The 23325-nt window shown below is 73.3% G+C and carries 14 protein-coding genes and 1 pseudogene; 8 read left to right on the forward strand and 7 right to left on the reverse strand.

The features are described from left to right. Nucleotides 1–8: 8 nt before the first annotated feature. Nucleotides 9–1481 (forward strand): FAD-dependent oxidoreductase, encoded by a 1473-nt coding sequence (locus tag GCU56_RS06020; protein WP_163480600.1) that lies wholly within the window; start codon nucleotides 9–11, stop codon nucleotides 1479–1481. 68 nt (nucleotides 1482–1549) lie between these two features. On the opposite strand, the gene GCU56_RS06025 is transcribed toward GCU56_RS06020, so the two are convergent. Beyond that, nucleotides 1550–2437, reverse strand: coding sequence for a DUF559 domain-containing protein (locus GCU56_RS06025; protein ID WP_163480601.1), 888 nt, complete (start codon nucleotides 2435–2437; stop codon nucleotides 1550–1552). Nucleotides 2438–2584: 147 nt separating this feature from the next. Here GCU56_RS06025 and GCU56_RS06030 point away from each other — a divergent pair, with 147 nt between their 5' ends. Together GCU56_RS06030 and GCU56_RS06035 are read left to right on the forward strand one after the other, a co-directional pair. Continuing rightward, complete coding sequence (locus tag GCU56_RS06030; protein ID WP_163480602.1) at nucleotides 2585–3109, forward strand: MarR family winged helix-turn-helix transcriptional regulator; 525 nt, start codon at nucleotides 2585–2587, stop codon at nucleotides 3107–3109. A gap of 64 nt (nucleotides 3110–3173) precedes the next feature. Then, on the forward strand, nucleotides 3174–4145 hold the full coding sequence (locus GCU56_RS06035) for a tetratricopeptide repeat protein (RefSeq protein ID WP_163480603.1): 972 nt from the start codon (nucleotides 3174–3176) through the stop codon (nucleotides 4143–4145). 67 nt (nucleotides 4146–4212) lie between these two features. On the opposite strand, the pseudogene GCU56_RS06040 reads toward GCU56_RS06035, so the two are convergent. The 5 genes and pseudogenes from GCU56_RS06040 to GCU56_RS06060 form a co-directional block, all read right to left on the reverse strand. Beyond that, nucleotides 4213–5646 (reverse strand): annotated as a pseudogene (locus tag GCU56_RS06040) (neutral zinc metallopeptidase); the annotation flags it as partial. An 85-nt stretch (nucleotides 5647–5731) separates the two neighbouring features. After that, nucleotides 5732–8647: a 1,4-alpha-glucan branching protein GlgB gene (glgB, locus tag GCU56_RS06045; protein ID WP_204331495.1), complete on the reverse strand. Its 2916-nt coding sequence runs from the start codon at nucleotides 8645–8647 to the stop codon at nucleotides 5732–5734. Between the two features lie 52 nt (nucleotides 8648–8699). Further along, the gene (locus GCU56_RS06050; RefSeq protein ID WP_163480605.1) at nucleotides 8700–10070 is read right to left on the reverse strand and encodes a maltokinase N-terminal cap-like domain-containing protein; all 1371 of its coding nucleotides are present in this window, start codon (nucleotides 10068–10070) and stop codon (nucleotides 8700–8702) included. Further along, nucleotides 10067–11935: a maltose alpha-D-glucosyltransferase gene (treS, locus tag GCU56_RS06055; protein ID WP_163480606.1), complete on the reverse strand. Its 1869-nt coding sequence runs from the start codon at nucleotides 11933–11935 to the stop codon at nucleotides 10067–10069. Before treS ends, GCU56_RS06050 begins: the two co-directional genes overlap by 4 nt. A gap of 94 nt (nucleotides 11936–12029) precedes the next feature. After that, nucleotides 12030–14057: an alpha-1,4-glucan--maltose-1-phosphate maltosyltransferase gene (locus GCU56_RS06060; RefSeq protein ID WP_163480607.1), complete on the reverse strand. Its 2028-nt coding sequence runs from the start codon at nucleotides 14055–14057 to the stop codon at nucleotides 12030–12032. A 182-nt stretch (nucleotides 14058–14239) separates the two neighbouring features. Between GCU56_RS06060 and glgP the strand changes: the two genes are divergently transcribed. Together glgP and GCU56_RS06070 are read left to right on the forward strand one after the other, a co-directional pair. Then, complete coding sequence (glgP, locus tag GCU56_RS06065) at nucleotides 14240–16789, forward strand: alpha-glucan family phosphorylase (protein ID WP_163480608.1); 2550 nt, start codon at nucleotides 14240–14242, stop codon at nucleotides 16787–16789. A gap of 264 nt (nucleotides 16790–17053) precedes the next feature. Beyond that, on the forward strand, nucleotides 17054–17944 hold the full coding sequence (locus GCU56_RS06070; RefSeq protein ID WP_345771668.1) for an FHA domain-containing protein: 891 nt from the start codon (nucleotides 17054–17056) through the stop codon (nucleotides 17942–17944). 57 nt (nucleotides 17945–18001) lie between these two features. On the opposite strand, the gene glgX is transcribed toward GCU56_RS06070, so the two are convergent. After that, nucleotides 18002–20140, reverse strand: a complete 2139-nt coding sequence (gene glgX, locus GCU56_RS06075) for a glycogen debranching protein GlgX (RefSeq protein WP_163480610.1) — start codon at nucleotides 20138–20140, stop codon at nucleotides 18002–18004. 75 nt (nucleotides 20141–20215) lie between these two features. On the opposite strand from glgX, the gene GCU56_RS24460 reads away from it, so the two are divergent. From GCU56_RS24460 to GCU56_RS06090, 3 genes are all read left to right on the forward strand, one after another. Further along, nucleotides 20216–21001, forward strand: a complete 786-nt coding sequence (locus tag GCU56_RS24460) for an ABC transporter ATP-binding protein (RefSeq protein ID WP_345771669.1) — start codon at nucleotides 20216–20218, stop codon at nucleotides 20999–21001. 90 nt (nucleotides 21002–21091) lie between these two features. Next, a complete protein-coding gene (locus tag GCU56_RS06085) occupies nucleotides 21092–21877 on the forward strand; it encodes an enoyl-CoA hydratase/isomerase family protein (protein WP_163480611.1) in 786 nt (261 codons plus the stop codon). Between the two features lie 143 nt (nucleotides 21878–22020). After that, on the forward strand, nucleotides 22021–23187 hold the full coding sequence (locus tag GCU56_RS06090; RefSeq protein ID WP_345771670.1) for an ABC transporter substrate-binding protein: 1167 nt from the start codon (nucleotides 22021–22023) through the stop codon (nucleotides 23185–23187). Nucleotides 23188–23325 lie beyond the last annotated feature (138 nt).

Genomic DNA, 23325 nt, shown 5'->3' on the forward strand with positions numbered 1-23325 from the left:
ATGGCCGGGTGAACGGGAAGCCGGATGCCGTCGTCGTCGGAGCAGGCCCGAACGGGCTGGCGGCGGCCCTGCGGCTGGCCGCCGCCGGGCTGCGGGTCCAGGTCGTCGAGGCGGCCGAGCGCCCCGGCGGCGGGATGCGCACCGAGGAGCTCATGCGCCCCGGCTTCCGGCACGACGTCTGCTCGATCGTCCAGCCGATGGCCGCCGCGGCGCCGTTCTTCCGGGAGTTCGACCTGGCCAGCCGTGGTGTCCGGCTCGTCCAGCCCGAGATCAACTTCGCGCATCCCCTCGACGGGGGGCGGGCCTCGGTCTCGCGGCGCTCGCTGGTGGAGACCGCCGACGGGCTCGGGCCCGACGGCCCGGCCTACCGCCGCCTGTTCGAGCCGCTGGTCGACCACGGGACCGACGTCGTCGACTTCTTCCTGACCAGCCAGTTGCGCCGGTTGCCCACGCGCAGCGTCGGTGCCATCACCAAGTTCGGGCTCACCGGGCTGCCCAACGTGCGCTGGCTGGCGCACCGCTACTTCGAGACGGAGGAGGCCCGCGCGCTGCTGGGCGGGGCCGCCGCGCACGGGATGCTGGACCTGACCCAGCCGCTCACCTCCGCGCTCGGCATGTTGCTGACCATGCTGTCCCACCACGCCGGCTGGCCGCTCGTCGAGGGCGGCTCGCAGAACCTGGCCGACGCGATGGTCACCGCGCTGGAGCAGCAGGGTGGGGAGGTCGTCACCGGTCACCTCGTCACCGACCTGCGCGAGTTCGACGGGGTGCCGGCCGTGCTGCTGGACACCACACCCGAGGCCTTCGTCTCGATGGCCGGGGACCGCGTGCACGAGGGCTACCGCCGGTGGGTCGGGCGCTACAAGCACGGCGCCGGCGTCTTCAAGGTCGACTGGATCCTGTCCGAGCCGGTGCCGTGGACCAACCCCGACGTGCGTCGCGCGGGGACCATCCACGTCGCCGGCACCCTGGAGGAGACGATCGCCGGGGAGCGGGCGCCCAACCAGGGCCGGCTGACCGACCGTCCGTACGTCCTCGCGGTCCAGCCGACGGTGCCCGACCCGACCCGGGCCCCCGAGGGTGGGCACGTGTTCTGGGCCTACGTGCACGTGCCGCACGGAGCCGACGTCGACATGACCGAGGCCATCGAGAACCAGGTCGAGCGCTTCGCGCCCGGGTTCAAGGACACGATCGTCGACCGGGTCACCAAGGACGCGGTCGCGATGGAGCGGTGGAACCCGAGCTACCTCGGCGGGGACATCTCCAACGGCCAGGCGACGCTGCGGCAGATGCTGGCCCGGCCGGTCCCGCGCTGGAACACCTACAAGACGCCGGTGCGGGGCGTGTACCTCGCGTCGTCGGCGACGCCGCCGGGGCCGGCCGTGCACGGCGCCTGCGGCGACCTCTCGGCCCGGGTGGCGCTGCGGGAGGTGTTCGGGGTCCGGCACGTCCCGCCGCTGCGCCCCGCCCCGCCGGCCTGACCGGAGCCAGGTCGCTCGCCTCGTCGAGATCCGGCTGAGAGCTGCCTCCCGCCGTCCCGAGGCAGCCCTCAGACGGAACTCGCTCGGGAGAGTTCCGCGCTGATCCGGGCGACCAGCTGCTCGGGCCGGCGCAGGTCCGTCGCCGTCACGAAGACGACCCGCCAGCCGGCGGCCGTGAGCCGGTTCAGCCGTTGCCGGTCCTTCGCCACCTGCTGCCTCTCGCCGTGCCAGGCGCCCTCGTACTCCACGGCCAGCCGGTGCGCGGGCCAGGCGAAGTCGACGCGGGCGACGAATCCCCGCTCGTCCCGGACGACGTGCTGGGCGACCGGTGCCGGGAGGCCCGATCGGTGCAGCAGCAGGCGGAGCCGGGTCTCCTGGGGTGACTCGGCCAGACCGTCGGCCCGCGAGACGGCTGCGCGGACCTCGCGACACCCGCGGCCGGTCATCCCGACGGCGGCTGCCCAGACGTCGGCCCGGCTGACCGCACCGGCCCGCAGGAACCGGTCGAGGGCGACGACCGCCTCGTCCGCGGGCCGGATCCGGCCCAGGTCGAGTGCCGTCCGCAGTGGGGTGGTCACCGGCACGCCCCGGTGGACGGTGACGTCGTCGAACGCGAGCTCCCTGCGGTTCCCCCGCACGCCGGCCGCCGCACCGGCTCGGCACCCACGGGGGAGGGTGCACTCGACGTCGTCCTCCGGTCCGACGAGGTCGACGCCCCAGACGACGGCGGCGCTGCGCCCGCTGGCCACGGCGCCGGGCAGCAGGACGCGGGTGACGGCCAGCGTCCGCGTCAAGTGCGTCACCGGCAGGCTCGTGCACGCGTAGACGTCGGGGAAGAGCCGCGCCCACGCGGAGCTGCGCAGCTGGGCCCGCGTGAGCGTGCCGGCCGCCACCGCCCGGGAGCCCCGGAAGAGCTTTCCTCGCAGCTCCGGTGGGCGGGACGGGGGCACGGGCACCGGGGCACCCTGCCCGCTCGGTACCGGCGCGTGCGGTCGCCGTCCACAGGGGCGACCGAGAAGCGTCCGACGGCGGCCTCCCGGCGGCGGGAGGCAGCCACCGGGCGCGTCCCGGCGGCCGGGGGGTGCGCCGTAGCCTCTGTGGACATGGTGCGACCGCTGGGGCTGCCCTTCGATCCCATCGAGCGCGCCGGGGAGTCGTGGGAGGCACGCTTCGGGCCGGCGGCGACCATGCGCGCCGCGACGTCGGTGTTCCGGGTGCAGCAGATCCTGCTCGCCCGGTTCGACGAGGTACTGCGGCCACACGGGCTGACCTTCGCCCGGTACGAGGTCCTCGTGCTCCTGACCTTCAGCCGCACCGGCGAGCTGCCGCTGAAGGTGATCGGCAGCCGGCTGATGGTGCACCCGACCAGCGTCACCAACGCGATCGACCGGCTGGTCGCGGCCGGCTTCGTCGACCGTCGGCCCAACCCCGCGGACGGCCGCGGCGTGCTGGCCGGCATCACCGAGCGGGGGCGCGAGGTCGTCGAGTCGGCCACCGCCGCGCTCACCGTGCTCGACTTCGGGCTCGGCGACATCCCGCCCGACGAGCTGGAGACGCTCTTCGCCGTCCTCAAACGGGTCCGCCTCGGCGCCGGCGACGTCGCCGAGGCCGAGTCCCCGGTCGGCTGACCGCCGGACCGGCTGCCCCGGTACCCCCCGACACCGCCCGCGCGGCGGTGGGATGATCGAGGTCATGCAGCCCTCCCGTCCCGGACGTCCCGACCCGCGCGCCCAGGCCCAGCAGGCTCAGCTGGCCGCCTCACTCGCCGGCGCGGTCGACCTCGCCGCCGTGAAGGCCCGCTCCGAGGCGGCGGCGCGGGCTCAGGCCGCGCCCCCGCCCGCCGCTGCCGCCCCGACCGGCGCTCCCGGCGCCGCCGGTGCGGTCGTCGACGTCACCGAGGAGACGTTCCAGACCGAGGTGCTCGACCGCTCCTTCCAGGTGCCGGTCGTGCTCGACCTGTGGGCCGAGTGGTGCGGGCCGTGCAAGCAGTTGTCCCCGGTGCTCGAGCGGCTGGCCACCGAGGGCGGCGGCTCGTGGGTGCTGGCCAAGGTGGACGTCGATGCCAACCCGGCGCTCGCCCAGGGGCTGCGGGTGCAGGGCATCCCGGCGGTGAAGGCGGTCTGGCAGGGGCAGCTGGTCGCCGAGTTCACCGGCGCCATCCCCGAGGAGCAGGCCCGGCAGTTCGTCACCGAGCTCGTGCGCGCCACCACCGGCGGAGCCGTCCCCGACGTCGAGGGGGAGGCGGCCGAGGTCGAGGACCCGCGGCTGGACGCCGCCGAGGCCGCCCTCGAGCGTGGTGACCTGACCGCCGCCGAGGCCGCCTACCAGGCGATCGTCGACGTGGAGCCCGACCACCCCGTCGCCGGCCTGGCACTGCGCCAGGTGCAGCTGTTCCGCCGCGCCGACGAGGCCGGCCCCGACGCCCTCGCCCGCGCCGACGCCGCCCCGGACGACGTGACCGCGCAGACCCGCGCCGCCGACTTCCTGCTCGGCACCGGGGACGTCGAGGGGGCGTTCGACCGGCTCCTCGACGTCGTCCGGCGCACCAGCGGGGAGGACCGCGACCAGGCCCGCAAGCACCTGGTGGAGCTGTTCGGGGTCGTCGGCGACCAGGACCCGCGGGTCGGTCAGGCCCGCCGGGCGCTCACCCTCGCCCTCTACTAAGTTCTCTGGCCCTCCTGCAGGGTCCCGGCGCGAGCGTGCGAGCGGTGGGGGGCAGGAGGGTCCTCTCTCAGACGCCGACGTCGCAGGCGCTGGGCCCCTGGAAGAAGCCGTTGCGGAACAGGTCGACCAGCTGGAAGCCCGACAGCTGGGTCTCCGGCAGCACCGCGGGGTCGCGGCCGTACTCGAGCAGGAACTGCACGCTCTCGTCGAGGTCGCCGGGGGAGATGGTGGCTCCCAGCTCGCCGTCCCGGAACTCCGCCGAGAACCATCCGGTCAGGCACACCGCCGACCGGACGGCGTCGGCGTCGTCGCCGGAGAGCCCGAGCTGGTCGCGCGCGGCCTGCGCGTAGGGCAGGGACAGGGCCGTGACGACGGCGTAGTCGAAGAACTGCTCGTAGACCGGCCCGGCGAGGTCCCGCTGGTCGTAGGCGACCAGGTTGTCGTCCGGGCAGTAGACGAGGTCGCGCTCGTCGTCCGGGGCGCACGCCGGCGGGTCGCCCGCGAAGGGCTCCAGCGCCGGCGGGTCGAACGTCTCGCCGAAGACCTCGGAGAACGCGCGCGTCCAGAACTCCGGCAGGGCGGTGCCGGCGATCCGCTGGGCCTCGTCGAAGGAGGCGTTGCCCTGGCTGGCCTGGTCCTGGGGGTCGAGGAACCGGCCCTGCGTGTAGGGCCGCTGCGCGGTGAAGTTGTCGCGGCAGGCGGTCGGGCCGCTCTCGAAGCCCTCCTGGAACGCCGAGACCCGGTCGAAGAAGGACCCGTGCGCCGCGTCCACGGTGGCGCTGGTGCCCGGCGGGTCGCGGAGCAGCACGTAGCCGCGCAGCAGTTCGTCGAGCTCGGGCGCCCGGATCGTGGAGAACTCGGCCTCGCCGTCGGCGACCCACGAGGTCCACGCACCGGCGAAGCAGTCGGCCTGGGTCTCCACCGAGATGGAGAAGTCCGGGTAGCCGACCCGGGCCTGGACGGCGTGCCCGAACTCGTGGGCCATCACGAGCGCGGGGATGAACCGGCCGTACCCCTCGGCGAGCTCGGTGAGGAAGGTGCGGTCGTAGCTGATGGAGTCGGAGTTCGGCGCGTCCGGCGCGGAGCAGTAGAACGCGTTGCCCTCCACCTCGGCCACGTCCGTGCCGCAGCCGATGCCGTCGGGGAAGGCGCCGGGGTCGCCGGGGTCCACGCTGAAGTAGCCGCCCTCCAGCGGCTCGAAGGGCTGCCCGAAGACGTCGGGCATCTGGTCGGTCCAGAAGGTCTCGAGGTCGGCGAGCGCGTTCCGGGCGAGGACGTCGATCTCGTCGTCGGTGGCGCCCTCGACCACGACCTCGCCCGCGTCGACGTCCCCCGTCGGCGGCTGCAGGGAGATCGGCCGGCCCGCGACCACCACCGTGCACCCGGACAGCACGATCGTCACCAGCGTGGCCAGCAGGGCGACGGCGGCGCGACGGGACGGGACGGCAGGCATGTCCTGCGATCGTGCCACCGCCCCGCCGCGCCCGCGAAGGGACCTCGACCGGCGGGGGTCCCGCGCCCCGTGGGCGGACGCGTCGAGGAGCCGGCACGTCCCTGCTCGTGCCGGCTCCTCGACGTCTCGGGGCTCAGCCCTCGTGCACGAACCAGACGGTGCCCAGCGGGGGAGCCGACAGCGTGGCGGACCAGGGCTGCCCGTGCCACGGCTCCTCGACGGCCTCGATGCCGCCCATGTTGCCCACGCCCGAGCCCCCGTAGCCCTCGGCGTCGGAGTTGAGCACCTCGCGCCAGAACCCTGGACGGGGGAGCCCGATCCGGTACCCGTGGTGCGGCTGGCCCGCGAAGTTGGACACGCAGGCGAGCACCTGCCCGGTGTCACGGGCCTCGTCGCCGGCCGTCGCCGCACCGAACCGGAGGAAGGACAGCACGTTGCCGGAGGCGTCGTTGGCGTCGATCCACTGGAAACCGGCCGGGTCGACGTCCTGCGACCAGAGCGCCGGGGCCTCCTTGTACCGGGAGTTCAGGTCGGTGACCAGCGAGAGCACCCCCCGGTGGGCCGGGTCGTCGAGGTGCCACCAGTCGAGGGACCGGCTCTCGGCCCACTCCGCGTCCTGGCCGAACTCCGAGCCCATGAACAGCAGCTGCTTGCCGGGGTGGGCCCACATGTAGGCCAGGTAGGAGCGCAGGTTGGCCAGCTGCTGCCAGCGGTCGCCGGGCATCTTCCGCAGCAGGGAGCCCTTGCCGTAGACGACCTCGTCGTGGCTGATCGGCAGCACGTAGTTCTCGGAGTAGGCGTACATCATCGAGAACGTCAGCTGACCGTGGTGGTAGCTGCGGTGCACCGGCTCCTTGGAGATGTAGGTCAGCGAGTCGTGCATCCAGCCCATGTTCCACTTGAAGCCGAAGCCCAGGCCGCCGAGGTGGGTCGGCCGGGTGACGCCGGGCCAGGCGGTGGACTCCTCGGCGATCGTGACCACGCCGGGGACCTCGCGGTACACGGTCGCGTTCATCTCCTGCAGGAACGCCACCGCCTCGAGGTTCTCCCGGCCCCCGTACTGGTTGGGCACCCACTCGTCCCGGGAGTAGTCCAGGTACAGCATCGAGGCCACGGCGTCGACGCGGACGCCGTCGACGTGGAACTCCTTGCACCAGTACAGGGCGTTGGCGACGAGGAAGTTGCGCACCTCCGAGCGGCCGAAGTCGAAGACGTAGGTGCCCCAGTCCAGCTGCTCGCCCCGGCGGGGGTCGCCGTGCTCGTAGAGCGGCGTGCCGTCGAAGCGGGCCAGCGCCCAGTCGTCCTTGGGGAAGTGCGCCGGGACCCAGTCGACGATGACGCCGATGCCGGCCTGGTGGGCGCGGTCGATCAGGTAGCGGAGGTCGTCGGGGCTGCCGTAGCGGGAGGTGGGCGCGTAGTACGAGGTGACCTGGTAGCCCCACGACCCACCGAACGGGTGCTCCGCGACCGGCATGAACTCGATGTGGGTGAACCCGGCGGCCAGCACGTAGTCGATCAGCTCGTCGGCCAGCTCGCGGTAGGAGAGTCCCTGCCGCCAGGAGCCGACGTGCACCTCGTAGACGCTCATCGGCCGTTCGTGCCACCCGGCCGTGGCGCGCTCGGCCAGCCAGGCGTCGTCACCCCACTCGTAGGCCGACTCGGTGACGATGGACGCGTTCAGCGGGGGGACCTCGGTGGCGAAGGCCATCGGGTCGGACTTCTCCCGCCACTGCCCGTCGGCACCGAGCACGTGGTAGCGGTACCGGACACCGGCCGGGACGCCGGGGATGAAGATCTCCCACACGCCCGAGGAGCCCAGCGAGCGCATCGGGTGGAGGCGGGCCTCCCAGTAGTCGAAGTCGCCGGTGACCTTCACGCCGCGGGCGTTGGGGGCCCACACGGCGAAGGAGACGCCCTCGACGGTGCCGCGGGGGGTGTCGTAGCGGCGCACGTGGGCCCCGAGGACCTCCCACAGCCGTTCGTGCCGGCCCTCGCGGATCAGGTGCTGGTCGACCTCGCCGACGGTGGGCAGCCAGCGGTAGGGGTCGTCGATGGTGAAGGTGGTCGTCCCGCCGTCGCCGTCGCGGTAGGTGACGTCGATCCGGTAGTCACCGGGTTGCCGGGGGAGCTCCGCCTCGTAGACCCCGCCGCCGTGCAGCTGCCGGGCTTCGTAGCGGGAGCCGTCCTCGTCGACGACGGTGACCGACACCGCCTCCGGCCGCAGGCAGCGCACCACCCAGCCGGCGTCGGCCCGGTGCGCGCCCAGGATGCTGTGCGGCGCGTAGGACCAGCCCTCGACGACGGCCCGCAGCTCGTCACCGGTGACCTCGTGCACCGACCCGTGCCGCCCGACGCCGACCGACCCGCCGGCGGCCAGGGCGCCGGCCATCGCGGGGTCGTCGGTGGCCGCCTGCGCGCCGTCCGCGGTCGCGCCGTCCCCGCCCGAGCCGTCCCCGCCCGCGGTGGCGCCGTCGGCCACGAGGCCGGCGACGACGCTGCCGGCCGCCCCCGTGCCGTGCGGGATCCGGGTGTCGTGGTCGTCCGGGGCCTGCGGCGTGCTGGGCGTGGACGGATCGGGATCCGGTCGCTCGGGCTGCCCGGCCGGCGCCCCGCTCGGGCTGCCCGGCTCGGCGATCGGCGCCGGCGCCACCACCGGTGCCGCCGTGCCGCCCTGCGCGGCCACGGCCGCACCCTGGGCGCTCTTGGCGGCGGCCCCCGTGGCCGCGGCCTTGCGCGCCGTCTTCTTCGCCGGCGCCCCCTCGGCGGGAGCCGCGGCGGACTTCCCGGCCGTCTTCTTCGCGGCCGTCTTCTTCGCCGCCGGGGCCTTCTCGGCCGCCGGAGCCTTCTCGGCCGCCGGAGCCTTCTTGGCGGCCGCCCGCTTGCGGGCGGGGGCGGCGTTGACGATCGGCTCGGTCTCGGCGGCCTCGGCCTGCGCGGTCTTCTCCTCGACGGCGGCCTGCAGCTCCTCCTTGGTCGCCGGGGCACGCCCGCGGCTCGAGGAGGAGTCGGTGGTGGGTCGGGGACCGTCGGTCCCGGTCGGGGATGTCATCGCGTCGCCGTCCTCATCGTGCGGTGGGGTCAGGTGGGGTCGAGCCCGCGCCTCAGTCGGCGGCGGTGAGCCGGGACAGCGAGTGCAGCGGGATCATCAGCCAGTGCGGGCGGTTGCGCGCTTCGTAGACGCACTCGTAGACGGCCTTGTCCGCCTCGAAGGCCCGCAGGAGGGGGGAGTCCCCGCACGGGTCCAGCCCGCCGGCTGCGGAGTACCCCGCGCAGAACGCGTTGCGGTTGCGCACTGCCCACTCCTGGGCGCGGTATGCGCGCTGGGGGTCGTCGGGCTGCTCGACGAGCATGTGCCGCGCCGCGTAGTCGAAACTGCGCAGCATCCCGGCGACGTCGCGCATGGGGCTGTCGAGCTCGCGGCGGGCGGCCAGCGGGCGGGCGGGCTCACCCTCGAAGTCGAGCACGATCCACCCGGTCGCCGTGCGGAGCACCTGCCCCAGGTGCAGGTCGCCGTGCACCCGCTGGCGGACGACGGACTCGGTGCTGCCCGCGACGGCGGCGTACACGGCACGCAGCCCGTCCGCGTGCTCGGCCAGCTGCGGGACGACCGCGATCGCGGACTCCAGCCGGGCGGTCATCTGCTCGGCGAGCGTGGCGAACCACTCCGCATCGGCGGGCTCGGTGGGCAGCACCTGCGCCATGTCGGCGTGCACCGAGGCGGTCGCGGCGCCCAGCCGCTCGCTGTCGGCGGCGAAGTCCCCACCCACCTCGTCGGCGTGCAGGTCGCCCTCGGCGTAGAGGTCGCGGACGCTGGCGGTGGCCAGCCGCCACCCGTCGCTGGCGTTGGGCACGAACGTCTGCAGCATGGCCACCGTCGCCGGCTCCAGCGACGGGTCGGGGTCGTTGATCTCGATGTGCCCCAGCAGCGGCGCGATGTGCGGGTTCTGCGTCTTGCGCAGCGCGTCGTGCACCTCGACGTCGGGGTTGAGGCCGGGCTCCAGCCGGCGGAACAGCTTGAGGATCGCCTCCTGCCCGTAGACCAGGGAGGTGTTGCTCTGCTCGGTGGAGACGATGTCGCCGGGCACGCCCTCGGGGATGTAGGCCACCCCGGCCGGGTGGAAGTGCATCGGTCCCACGGTCGAGGCGTTGACCAGGTGCACCAGCCACGGCGTCGTGGCCTCCCTGTCGCGCAGGGCGTCGTAGGCGTATGTCTCCCGGCCCGAGGAGGGCACCGCGCCGATGAACGCGGAGCTCAGCTCGTCGATCGGGTGGTCGCGCCAGGACAGCGGCACCAGGTAGGTCTCGCGGTGCCCGTCGGTGTAGTCGATCCGCACCCGGTGCACCGAGAGCACCGGGTCGGACTGGTCGAGGAGGAAGCCCTCCTCGGTCACGTCGGCCCACTCGCGGCCCTTGCTCCCGAACCACCGCTGGTGCGGCATCCACTCGCGGAGCAGGTCGGTCAGCACGCTCATCGGGGTCCTCCGGTGCTCTGCGGGACGTCGTCGCCGGTCCGGGTGTCGCTGCCACCGGGGATCTCCTCGGCGGCACTGACGACACCGGCGGCGAGCAGGGACTCCGCGACGCTGCTCGCGGCCGTGCTCTCCCAGTCCTCGTTCTCCGTCGTCGGCTCGGTGCGCTTGGCCAGCTCGAACCAGTAGAAGCCGTGGCCGGCGAGGGTGAGCATGTAGGGCAGGACGCCGATCTGCGGGAACTCCACCCGGCCGGTGAGCTCGACCGGCGTGTAGCCCTCGAACCGGCGCAGGTCCAGCTCGACCGGCTGCGGGAACCGGGACAGGTTGTTCACGCACAGCACCACGTCGTCGCCGAACTCGCGGACGAAGGAGAGCACCGTCGGGTTGCGCGAGCCGACCTCCTCGAAGCCGCCGAGGCCGAACGTCGGGTGCTCCTTGCGGACCAGGATCATCCGCCGGATCCAGTGCAGCATCGAGGTGGTGTTGCGCAGCTGCGACTCGACGTTGGTCACCTGGTAGCCGTAGACCGGGTCCGCGTTCAGCGGCAGGTACATCCGCTGCGGGTCGGCGGTGGAGAAGCCGCCGTTGCGGTCCGGCGTCCACTGCATGGGCGTCCGGACGCCGTCCCGGTCACCGAGCCAGATGTTGTCGCCCATGGCGATCTCGTCGCCGTAGTAGAGGACCGGCGAGCCGGGCAGCGACAGCAGCAGCGCGTTGAACAGCTCGAGGGTGTTCGTGTCGTTGTCCAGCAGGGGGGCCAGCCGGCGGCGGATGCCGATGTTGGCCTTCATGCGGGGGTCCTTGGCGTACTCCCCCCACATGTAGTCGCGCTCCTCGTCGGTGACCATCTCGAGGGTCAGCTCGTCGTGGTTGCGCAGGAAGATGCCCCACTGGCAGTTGTCGGGGATGGCCGGCGTCTGGGCCATGATCTCCGAGATCGGGAACCGCTGCTCCCGGCGGACCGCCATGAACAGGCGCGGCATGACCGGGAAGTGGAAGGCCATCTGGCACTCGTCGCCGTTCTCGCCGAAGTACTCGACGACGTCGGCCGGCCACTGGTTGGCCTCGCAGAGCAGCACCTTGTCCGGGTAGTCGGCGTCGACCACCTTGCGGACGTGCTTGAGGAACTCGTGGGTCCGCGGGAGGTTCTCGCCGTTGGTCCCCTCCTCCTCGAACAGGTAGGGGACGGCGTCGAGCCGGAAGCCGTCCACGCCGAGGTCCAGCCAGAAGCGGAGGGCGTCGATGATCGCCTCCTGCACCCGGACGTTCTCGAAGTTGAGGTCGGGCTGGTGGGAGAAGAAGCGGTGCCAGAAGTACTGCTTGCGCACCGGGTCGAACGTCCAGTTGGAGCTCTCCGTGTCGACGAAGATGATCCGCGCGTCCGCGTAACGGGTGTTGTCGTCGCTCCACACGTAGAAGTCGCCGTAGGGCCCGTCGGGGTCGTTCCGGCTGGCCTGGAACCAGGGGTGCTGGTCCGAGGTGTGGTTCATGACGAAGTCGATGATCACGCGCATCCCGCGCGAGTGGGCCGCGTTCAGGAACTCGCGGAAGTCCTCGATGTCACCGAACTCGGGCAGGACGGCGGTGTAGTCGGCCACGTCGTAGCCGCCGTCGCGCAGCGGTGAGGCGAAGAACGGCGGCAGCCAGAGGCAGTCGACGCCCAACCACTGCAGGTAGTCCAGCTTGTCGATCATGCCGCGGAGGTCGCCCACGCCGTCGGCGTTGCTGTCGGCGAAGCCGCGGACGAGCACCTCGTAGAAGACGGCGCGCTTGTACCACTCCGGGTCGGTGCCCGGCGGTGGCAGGGCGGACGCGGGGGACGACTCGGATCGGCCGGTGGGGAGGCCAGGAACGGGAACGGTCATCGGGGGGGAAGGACCTCTATCGGTTGAAGGACCCCGTCTTCCCCACCCGTCGCAGGCTCAGGGCGGGACCCGGGACGGGGCCGGGGACAGGTTCTCAAGACAGTGCGGGGGGGACCTGCACCGGCCGGGGGTGGGTGATGGAGAAGACGTGGGCCGGTTCCCGGTAGGGGTCGAGCTCGACGTAGTTGTACTGGCCCCAGTCGTAGCTGGCGCCGCTGAGCTCGTCGGTCACGGTGAAGCGCTCGTACCAGTCCAGGCCCAGGGCGGCGAGGTCCAGCGCCGTCGTCCCGATCTGGGTGTTGTGGCTGGAGAGGTTCACCACGACGAGCACGGCGTCCTGCGACGCGGGGTCGGTCTTGGAGAAGCAGATCAGGTGGGGGTTGTCCACCGCGTGGAACCGCAGCGTGCGCAGCTGCTGCAGGGCCGGGTGGGCCCGCCGGATCTCGTTGAGCCGGCGCAGGTAGGGCGCGAGGCTGCGCCCGGCGGCCTCCGCTCCGGCCCAGTCCCGCGGCCGCAGCGAGTACTTCTCGCTCTCGTGGTACTCCTCGCTGCCCGGCCGGACCGCGACGTGCTCGAAGAGCTCGAAGCCGGCGTAGACACCCCAGGTCGGGCTCATCATGGCCGCCAGGACGGCGCGGATCTTGAACATCGGCGGGCCACCGAACTGCAGCGACTCGTGCAGGATGTCCGGGGTGTTCACGAAGAAGTTGGGCCGCATGTAGTGCGCGTTGGACGCGAGCTCGCGGCCGTAGTCCTCGAGCTCGCCGCGCTCGGTCCGCCAGGTGAAGTACGTGTAGGACTGCGTGAACCCGATCCGGGCGAGCTGGTGCATCATCGCGGGCCGCGTGAACGCCTCGGCCAGGAAGAGCACGTCGGGATCGGTCTTCTTGACCTCCCAGATCAGCCAGTGCCAGAAGTTCAGCGGCTTGGTGTGCGGGTTGTCGACGCGGAAGATCCGCACCCCGGCGTCCATCCAGACCCGGATCACCCGCAGGCACTCGGCGTAGATGCCCTCGGGGTCGTTGTCGAAGTTGATCGGGTAGATGTCCTGGTACTTCTTCGGCGGGTTCTCCGCGTAGGCGATCGTGCCGTCGGGCTTGGTGGTGAACCACTCCGGGTGGGCCTCGACCCACGGGTGGTCCGGCGCGGCCTGGAGCGCGAAGTCCAGGGCCACCTCCATGCCGAGCTCCCGCGTGCGGGCGACGAAGGCCCGGAAGTCCTCCATCGTGCCCAGCGCCGGGTGGACGGCGTCGTGGCCGCCCTCCGCGCTGCCGATGGCCCAGGGCGAGCCGACGTCGTCCGGACCGATGTCGTACGGGTTGCCGCCGGGGAACTGCGCGGTGTTCGGGCCCTTGCGGTTGACCGTGCCGATCGGGTGGATCGGCGGGAGGTACACGACGTCGAACCCCATCTCCGCCACGCCCGGCAGCCGCTCGGCGGCGGTGGCGAACGTGCCGTGGGTGGGGGTGCCGTCGACGACCGGGGCCTCCGAGCGCGGGAAGAACTCGTACCAGGAGCCGAACAGGGCCTCCGTGCGGTCGACCCACACCTCGTACTCCGGGCCCTGGGTGACCAGTTCGCGGACGGGGTGCTCGTGCAGGTACTCCTGCAGCGCCGGCGCCAGCGCGGGGGCGACCCGGGCGGTCAGCTCGAGGGAGGTGTCGCGGAGCGCGGCCGCGGCGTCGGTCAGCCGGCTGCGCGGCTCACCGTCGGCCTCGGCGGCCACCCGGTCGAGCAGCCGGGCCCCCTCCTCCAGGTCGTTGGCGAGGTCCTCGGGGCCCTGGCCGGCCGCGATCTTCACCTCCACCGCGTGGTGCCAGGTGGCCAACGGGTCGCTCCACGCCTCGACCCGGAAGGTCCAGCGCCCCTCGCGGTCGGGCACCACGGTGGTCAGCCAGCGGTCGGGCTCCTGGCCGAACCGGGCCATGCGGTTCAGCGGCGCCCGGGTGCCGTCGGGTGCGGTCCAGACGACGTCGGCCGCGACGGCGTCGTGGCCCTCGCGGAAGACGGTCGCGGTGACCGGCAGGTGCTCACCGACCACGGCGCGGGCGGAGAAGGACCCGCAGGAGACGACGGGGGCGACATCGGTGATGCCGAGACGGAGGTCAGCGCGGGCAGTCATCCCGACCACGCTAAGAGGACCCCCTCGCCCCCCGCCACTCGCAGGTTCGCGGCGGGCCCCCGCGAGAGGGCCGACCGGCGGGACGGGCGGGTGGCTGGGGCGCCTGGAGGCCATGAGGCATCCTGCCGCGCCTCGCCCGGCGCCGCCCTGGCGGCGGTCGGAGACCTCGTTAGTCTCTGGCGGTGCGCGCTCTCCGCAGGTTCACCGTCCGGGCATCGCTCCCCGAGGAGCTGATGCCGCTGTCCCAGCTGGTGACGAACCTGCGCTGGTCATGGCACCCCGAGACCCGCGACCTCTTCGAGGCCCTCGACCCGCAGCTGTGGCAGACCTGCAACGGGGACCCGGTGAAGGTGCTCGGTGAGGTGTCGGCCGAGCGGCTGGCGACCCTCGCCAGGGACCGCCGCTTCCTGCGCCGGCTCACCGACGTCGTCGACGACCTCGAGGACTACCTGTCCGCGCCGCACTGGTACCAGTCGCTGGGGTCCGACGCGCCCCAGACCATCGCGTACTTCTCCGCCGAGTTCGGCATCACCGAGGTGCTGCCGCAGTACTCCGGTGGCCTGGGCATCCTGGCCGGTGACCACCTCAAGGCCGCCTCCGACCTCGGCGTCCCCCTGATCGGGGTCGGCCTGCTGTACCGGGCCGGCTACTTCGAGCAGGGGCTGTCGGCCGACGGCTGGCAGCTGGAGCACTACCCGTCCCTGGACCCGCACGGCCTCCCGGTCAAGCTGCTGCGCCAGTCCGACGGTTCGGCCGTCGTGATCACCGTGCCGCTGCCGGAGGGGCGCACGCTGCACGCCCACGTGTGGCGGGTGCAGGTGGGCCGGGTCTCCCTGCTGCTGCTCGACAGCGACATCGAGGAGAACGCCCCGGCCGAGCGGCTGGTCACCGACCGCCTGTACGGCGGCGACGAGGACCACCGGTTGCGCCAGGAGATGCTGCTGGGCATCGGCGGTGTCCGGGCCCTGCGCGCCTACTGCGGGCTGACCGGCACCCCGCAGCCGGAGGTCTTCCACGCCAACGAGGGCCACGCGGGCTTCCAGGGCGTGGAGCGGATCCGCGAGCTCACCGAGTCCCACGGGCTGTCCTTCGCCGAGGCGCTGCAGGCGGTCCGCGCCGGCACGGTGTTCACGACCCACACGCCCGTCCCGGCGGGGATCGACCGCTTCCCCCGCGCCCTCATCGAGCGGTACTTCGCCGGTTTCGGCGTCCCGATGGACCAGCTCATCCCGCTGGGCGCCGAGGAGGACCCGGCGAAGTTCAACATGGCCCACATGGGGCTGCGGCTGGGGCAGCGGGCCAACGGGGTCAGCCAGCTGCACGGCCACGTCAGCCGGCACATGTTCAACTACCTGTGGCCCGGCTTCGACGAGGGTGACGTGCCCATCGGGTCGATCACCAACGGCGTGCACGCCCCGACCTGGACCGCGCGGGAACTCGTCGAGCTCGGCACCCAGGCCAGCAGCCAGGGCGACCCCGTCGAGGTCGAGGGCGACGTGCACTTCGACGGCGTGGACCGGATCCCCGCCTCGGACCTGTGGAGCACGCGGCGGCTGTTGCGCGGCCGGCTGGTCGACGAGGTGCGCCGCCGGCTGCGGGAGACCGCGCTGTCGCGGGGCGCGGCCGAGTCGGAGGTGGGCTGGACCGACGGCGCCTTCGACCCCGACGTCCTCACGATCGGCTTCGCCCGCCGGGTGCCCTCCTACAAGCGGCTGACCCTCATGCTGCGCGACCCGGAGCGGCTCAAGGCGCTGCTGCTGGACCCGCAGCGGCCGATCCAGCTGATCATCGCGGGCAAGAGCCACCCGGCCGACGACGGCGGCAAGCAGCTGATCCAGCAGATGGTGAAGTTCGCCGACGACCCCGAGGTGCGGCACCGGATCGCGTTCCTGCCCGGCTACGACATCGGGATGGCCCGCTACCTGTACTGGGGCTGCGACGTCTGGCTCAACAACCCGCTGCGGCCGCTGGAGGCCTGTGGCACGTCGGGCATGAAGGCGGCGCTCAACGGCGGGCTGAACCTCTCCATCCGCGACGGCTGGTGGGACGAGTGGTTCGACGGCCAGAACGGCTGGGCCATCCCCACCGCCGACGGGGTGACCGACCACGACCGCCGGGACGAGATCGAGGCCCGGGCCATCTACGAGCTCCTGGGCAACCAGGTGCTGCCGCGCTTCTACGAGACCGACCGCGACGGCATCCCCACGCGCTGGGTGGAGATGGTGCGGCACACCCTGCGCGAGACCGGGCCGAAGGTGCTGGCCACCCGCATGGTCCGGGACTACGTGCAGCAGCTGTACGTGCCGGCGGCCGGCTCCGCGCGGTCGATGGCCGAGGGCGGCTACGGCCCGGCGCGCCAGGAGGCCGGCTGGCGGTCGCACCTGCTCGACCACTGGAACGCCGTCCGGGTCGCCCACGTCGAGGCCACCGGGGCCGGCGACACCCCGGAGATCGGGTCCACCCTGGCGCTGCGCGCCGAGGTCGAACTGCCCGGCCTCGCGCCGTCCGACGTCCAGGTCCAGGCCGCCTACGGCCGCGTCGACGACGCCGACGGGCTGCACGAGGTGACCACGCTGCCCATGGCGCACGAGCACACCGACGGCTCCCGGCACTGGTTCAGCGCAACGGTGCCGCTGGAGCGCACCGGCGCGTTCGGCTACACGGTGCGGGTCCTCCCGAACTCCGCACACCTGGCCGACCCGGCCGAGCTCGGCGTGGTCGCCACGGCCTGACTGAGGAACCCTTCCCCGGGCCCCTGGAGGGTGGCCGTTCCAGCGCAGCCCGAGACCCCGAGGCTCATCTGTCACGCGGGTCGCAGCCGTCCCGGCGGCGGGGCTGCCGATCGGCGTGGCGGTGTTGCCGGTCCACCCACACCCGCTTGACGTCATTAGGCTGGACACATGCCCGACCGCTGTGAAGTACTGCCAGGAGACTCCGTCGTCGCTCGACGGGGAGGCGGTCTCCTGTGGGTGGACGCCCCGGGATCGCCGGCCCTGGTGGCCGCACTCCACGCCTGCCTCGGGGTCTCCGGCCCCGGCGCCGAGCGGGTCCTCGGTGCGGTCGCCGGTCAGGTCGCCGCGCTCGGCGGTGGTTCCGCGTCCTTCGCCCTGGTGCTCGTCGACAGCGCCGGCGGCACCGGCACCGGCACGGCGCTGTGGTCGGGCAAGGGCCAGCCCGCCGTCGACGGCGTCCCCGTCTCGGGCTCGTCCTTCGACCACTGCACGCTGGCCAGCGGCTTCCAGCTCGGCCAGACCCTCTACGTGGGCCCGGGTCAGCCGGTGCCCTCCATGCCCCCGGGGGTGGCCTACGACCTCGTCGAGGGCACCGTGCCCGGGTCCGGGGCGATGCTGCAGCTCGCGGCCGTGGCGCACGTCTCCTCGGCGGCCGCCCCGCAGGCCGGTCCCGCACCCTCGTCGTTCACCGCGGGGTCCGACGCGGGCTTCGGCTCCGCCGGGTCCTCCGGCTACGGGGCCACCGCTGCCCCGGCGGCCCAGGACCCCGACGAGGGGGAGTCGACCGCCTTCTGGAAGCCCGAGCCGCCGGCCGCTCCGATCCTGCGCTTCGACGACGGCCTGGTCGTGACCGTGGACGAGGACCTGGTGCTCGGCCGGCGTCCCGACAACCACGAGATGGTCAGCAACGGCACCGCCCGGCCGGTCCCGATCGCCGACACCCAGAACGTGCTCTCCTCCGCGCACGCCGCGATCCAGCGCAGCGGCCGGGAGGTGTCGCTGATCGACCTCGGCTCGCTCAACGGCACCCACGTCGCCGGTCCCGAGGCCACCGAGTGGACCCAGCTCGAGCCCGGCGTGGCGCACCCGCTCTCCGACGGCGACCGGCTGCTGCTCGGCTGGACCGTCATCACCTTCGAGCAGACGACCGACTAGGAGCGGACCCCGTCCTCCCACCCTCCGCACGCTCGGGGCGGGACCCGGGACGGGGCCTCAGGGACGCCGGAGCACGCGGAGCAGCCAGACGCAGCGGGGCGGCATCTCCAACGGGCCGGGCGCGACGACCGCCGGCCGCGGCGGCGCACCGGTCGGGTACTCGGTGGAGACGACGAACTCGTAGCCGTCCGCCCACGGCGGGCCGGGCAGGTGCACGGTGACCGGTGCCGGGCCCGCGTGGAACTGCACCAGGTAGGAGTCGTCCTGCACCGGCCGTCCGCGCTCGTCGCGGTGCCGGATGCCGCGCCCGTCGAGGTACATGCCGATCGTCTGCAGCCCCGTGTCGAACCAGTCCGTGGTGCCGAGCTGGTGGCCGGCGGGGTGGAACCAGGCGAGGTCCCGGGTGCCGCCGGTGCCGGGGATCTCGTGGCCCTCGAAGAAGGCCTCCTGGCGCAGCACCGGCGAGGCCCGGCGCAGCCCGAGCACGCGGGCGACGAAGGCCAGCAGCTCGGCGTCGACGGCGCCCCAGTCCACCCAGGAGATCTCGTTGTCCTGGCAGTAGGCGTTGTTGTTGCCGCCCTGGGTGCGGCCCAGCTCGTCACCGGCGGTGAGCATCGGCACGCCGGTGGACAGCAGCAGGGTGGCGAGGTGGTTGCGGACCTGCCGGGCCCGGAGCTCCCGCACCGCCGGGTCGTCGGTGGGCCCCTCGACGCCGCAGTTCCAGTTCCGGTTGTGGCTCTCGCCGTCCCGGTTGTCCTCGCCGTTGGCCTCGTTGCGCTTGCGCTCGTAGGTGACCAGGTCGGCGAGGGTGAACCCGTCGTGGGCCGTGATGAAGTTGATGCTGGCGAACGGACGCCGGCCGTCGGAGCGGTACAGGTCCGACGACCCGGTCAGCCGGTAGGCCAGGTCCCGGACGCCGACGTGCGCACCGGACCAGACGTCGCGGACGGTGTCGCGGTACTTGCCGTTCCACTCCGTCCACAGCGGCGGGAAGTTGCCCACCTGGTAGCCGCCCTCGCCGACGTCCCAGGGCTCGGCGATCAGCTTCACCTGGCTGACCACCGGGTCCTGGTGCACGACGTCGAAGAAGGCCGACAGCCGGTCCACGTCGTGCATCGAGCGGGCCAGGGCGGCGGCCAGGTCGAACCGGAAGCCGTCGACGTGCATCTCGGTGACCCAGTAGCGCAGTGAGTCCATGAGCAGCGCCAGCACCGGGGGACGGCGGACGTCGAGGGTGTTCCCGCAGCCGGTGTAGTCGGTGTAGCGGGAGGGGTCCGCCCCGTCGAGCCGGTAGTAGCCGCCGTTGTCGATGCCCTTGAACGACAGCGTCGGGCCGGTGTGGTCGCCCTCGGCGGTGTGGTTGTAGACCACGTCGAGGATGACCTCGATGCCCGCCGCGTGCAGCGCCTTGACCATCGCCTTGAACTCGGTGACCTGCTGGCCACCGGACCCCGCGGAGCTGTAGGCGGCGTGCGGCGCGAAGTAGCCGAGGGTGTTGTAGCCCCAGTAGTTGGTCAGCCCGCGGCGCAGCAGGTGCGGTTCGCTGACGAAGTGGTGCACCGGCAGCAGCTCCACCGCGGTCACCCCGAGCGCCTGCAGGTGCGCGACGAACGCCGGGTGCGCCAGGCCGGCGTAGGTGCCGCGCAGCGCCGGCGGGACGTCGGGGTGGCCCATCGTGGCGCCCTTGGCGTGCACCTCGTAGATGACCGTGTCCGACCAGGCGGTGCCCGGGCGCCGGTCGCCGTCCCACGGGAAGGAGTCGCGGACGACCACTGCGCGGGGGACGAAGGGTGCCGAGTCCCGGCCGTCGGGCACCGGGGCGTCCACGGCCGAGCCGGCATAGCCGAACAACGCCGGCCCGAGGGTCAGCTCGCCGTCGACGGCCCGGGCGTAGGGGTCCAGCAACAGCTTGGCCGGGTTGTACCGGAGGCCCGAGGCGGGGTCGTAGCCGCCGTGCACCCGGTAGCCGTAGCGCTGGCCGGGGCCGATCCCCGGCAGCCGCCCGTGCCACACCTGGTGGGTGGTCTCCTGCAGCCGGTGGCGGTGCTCGGTGCCGTCCCGGTCGAACAGGCACAGGTCGACCGCCTGCGCGCCGGCCGACCAGAGGGCGAAGTTCGTGCTGTTGCCGTCCCACGCCGCGCCCAGGGGCGCGGGGGAGCCGGGCCAGACCTCGATGTCGTCCGGGCTGCTGGGCACGAGGGTGATCCTGCCAACACCCGGCCGGTCGGGGCGGCAGGGTGGTGCCGCCGGGCGGGTTGGTTGGATGGGCACGTGCCGAACGAGCCGGTCGTCGAGATGCGCGGCGTGGACGTCGTCCGCGGGGACACCCACCTGCTGCGCGGCGTCGACTGGACCGTCGCGCCCGAGCAGCGCTGGGTGGTCCTCGGACCCAACGGAGCGGGGAAGACGACGTTGCTGCAACTGGCGGCGGCGCACCTGCACCCGACGCGGGGCACCGTGCGGCTGCTGGGGGAGACCCTCGGCGCCGTCGACGTCTTCGAGCTGCGCCCGCGGATCGGGCTCACCAGCGCCGCTCTCGCCCAGCGCATCCAGCCCGCCGAGCGCACCGGGGACGTCGTCCTCTCCGCGGGGTACGCGGTCGTCGGCCGCGGGCGGGAGCGCTACGACGTCCACGACCTCACCCGTGCGGCCACGCTCATGAAGCAGTGGGGTGTGGCACCGATGGCGCACCGCTCCTTCGGCACGCTCAGCGAGGGTGAGCGCAAGCGGGTGCAGATCGCCCGGGCGCTCATGCCCGACCCCGAGCTGCTGCTGCTCGACGAGCCGGGCGCGGGCCTGGACCTGGGTGGCCGGGAGGACCTGGTCAGCCGGCTGGCCGACCTGGCGCACCACCGCTACGCGCCGGCCCAGGTGCTGGTCACCCACCACGTGGAGGAGATCCCGCCCGGCTACGGCCACGCACTGCTGCTGCGCGGCGGCGAGGTGGTGGCCGCCGGGCCGATGGAGCAGGTGCTGACCGCCGAGACGCTGTCGGAGACGTTCGGGCTGGCACTGCAGGTGGAGCGGGCCGACGGCCGCTGGACGGCCCGCCGGTAGCCGGTCCGCCCTCCACGGGCTCGGGGCGGGGCCCGGGAGGTGGGCCGTTAGGGTGCCCGCGACGACGTCGTCCACCCGCAGGAGGCCCCCATGGCAGCGCCGGAGTTCGTGACCCTGCAGGTGGCCGACGGCGTGGGGACCATCCGTCTGGACCGGCCCAAGATGAACGCGATCGACGAGCAGCTGCACCGGGAGGTCCGCGCCGCGGCGCTGGAGGCCGGCGAGCGCTCCGACGTCCGCGCGGTGGTGCTCTACGGCGGGGAGCGGGTGTTCGCCGCCGGCGCCGACATCAAGGCCATGTCGCAGCTGGACGGCTCGAGCATGGTCGCCTGGGGGCGGGAGCTCACCGACTCGTTCACCGCGGTCCAGCGGGTGCCCAAGCCGGTGATCGCCGCCATCACCGGCTACGCGCTCGGCGGCGGGTACGAGCTGGCCCTGTGCGCCGACTTCCGCGTCATGGGGGCCGGCGCGAAGATCGGCCAGCCCGAGATCCTGCTGGGTGTCATCCCCGGCGCAGGGGGCACCCAGCGGCTGGCCCGCCTGGTCGGCCCGGCCAAGGCCAAGGACCTCGTGTTCACCGGCCGGCACGTCGGCGCCGAGGAGGCGCTGGAGCTCGGGCTGGCCGACGCCGTCGTCCCGGACGACGAGGTGTACCCGACGGCGGTGGCCATGGCCCGCAAGTTCGCGGCCGGCCCGCCGCTCGCGCTGGCTGCCGCCAAGCGGGCCGTCGACGAGGGCCTGGACGTGCCGCTGCACGAGGGGCTGGCGCTGGAGAGCCGGCTGTTCGCGGAGCTGTTCGACACCGAGGACCAGAAGGCCGGCATGCGCTCCTTCCTCGAGAGCGGCCCGGGCAAGGCGACCTTCACCGGTCGCTGACCCACCGGCGGGCGCTGTTCACCGGATCGACACCCGGCGGCGGGACCGGGGACCCGGCGCGAGACCCCACCGTCTGTCACCATCCCGGCAGCCCCCGCCGCGCCCACTCGGACGGGCGACGCGGACACCACTGGAGGAGAACCGTGCAGCGCACCACCCTGGGCAGACGCCCCACCCTGCGGACGGCGGCGGTGCTGGCCACCGCGACCCTGACCCTCGCCGCCTGCGGGGGCGGGGACGACGGCGGCTCCGGGGGCGGCGGCTCCGACAGCGACGCGGCGAGCGCGACCTCGCTGTCCGACTTCGGTGACCTCGACGCGCTGGTCGCGGCGGCGGAGGCCGAGGGCACGCTGAACGTCATCGCCCTGCCGCCGGACTGGGCCAACTACGGCGAGATGATCTCCACCTTCGAGGAGAAGTACGACATCCAGGTCGAGAGCGCCCTGCCCGACGGCTCCAGCCAGGACGAGCTGAACGCGGTGACCAGCCAGCGCGGCCAGGACCGCGCCCCCGACGTGCTCGACCTCGGCACCGCCTTCGCCCGGCAGGCCCAGGCCCAGGACCTGCTCGCGCCCTACCAGGTGCAGACCTGGGACGAGATCCCCGAGGGCCAGAAGGACCCGGAGGGCCACTGGTACAACGACTACGGCGGCTACATCTCCATCGGCTGCAACGCCACGGTCATCGCCGAGTGCCCCACGACCTTCGCCGACCTGCTCGACCCGCAGTACGCCGGACAGGTCGCGCTCAACGGCAACCCGACCCAGGCCGCGGCGGCCTTCTCCGGGGTGTGGGCGGCGTCCCTGGCCAACGGCGGCAGCCTGGACGACATCGGCCCGGGCATCGACTTCTTCAAGCAGGTCAAGGACGTCGGCAACTTCAACCCGGTCGAGATCACCCCGGCGACCATCCAGAGCGGGGAGACCCCGCTGGCCCTCGACTGGGACTACCTCAACGCCGGCCTCACCGACACCCTCGCCGACCAGGGCGTGGAGTGGCAGGTCGCCGTCCCGACCGACGGGCTCTTCGGCGGCTACTACAGCCAGGCGATCAGCAAGTTCGCCCCGCACCCCGCCGCGGCCCGCCTGTGGCAGGAGTTCCTCTACAGCGACGAGGGCCAGAACATCTGGCTCGGCGGCGGCGCCCGGCCGGTGCGGCTGCCGGCGATGGAGCAGGCCGGGACGGCGGACGCCGAGCTGCTCAGCGCCCTGCCCCCGGTGGAGGGCACCGCCGACTTCCCGTCCCAGGAGCAGGAGACCGCCGCGCAGCAGGTGGTGGCCGAGCGCTGGAACGCGGAGATCTCGGGCTGAGCACGTCCACGACCCAGACGGCCCCGCCCCGGGCCGGCGACCCAGCGGTCGCCGGCCCGGGGCGGTCGTCGCGGCGCCGCCGGGGACGGGCCGGGCTGCTCGTCGCCCTGGGCGCGCTGCCGTTCCTGCTCTACGTCG

This window comes from Geodermatophilus sabuli (assembly GCF_010686765.1).
GTDB classification, from domain to species: Bacteria; Actinomycetota; Actinomycetes; order Mycobacteriales; family Geodermatophilaceae; genus Geodermatophilus; species Geodermatophilus sabuli_A.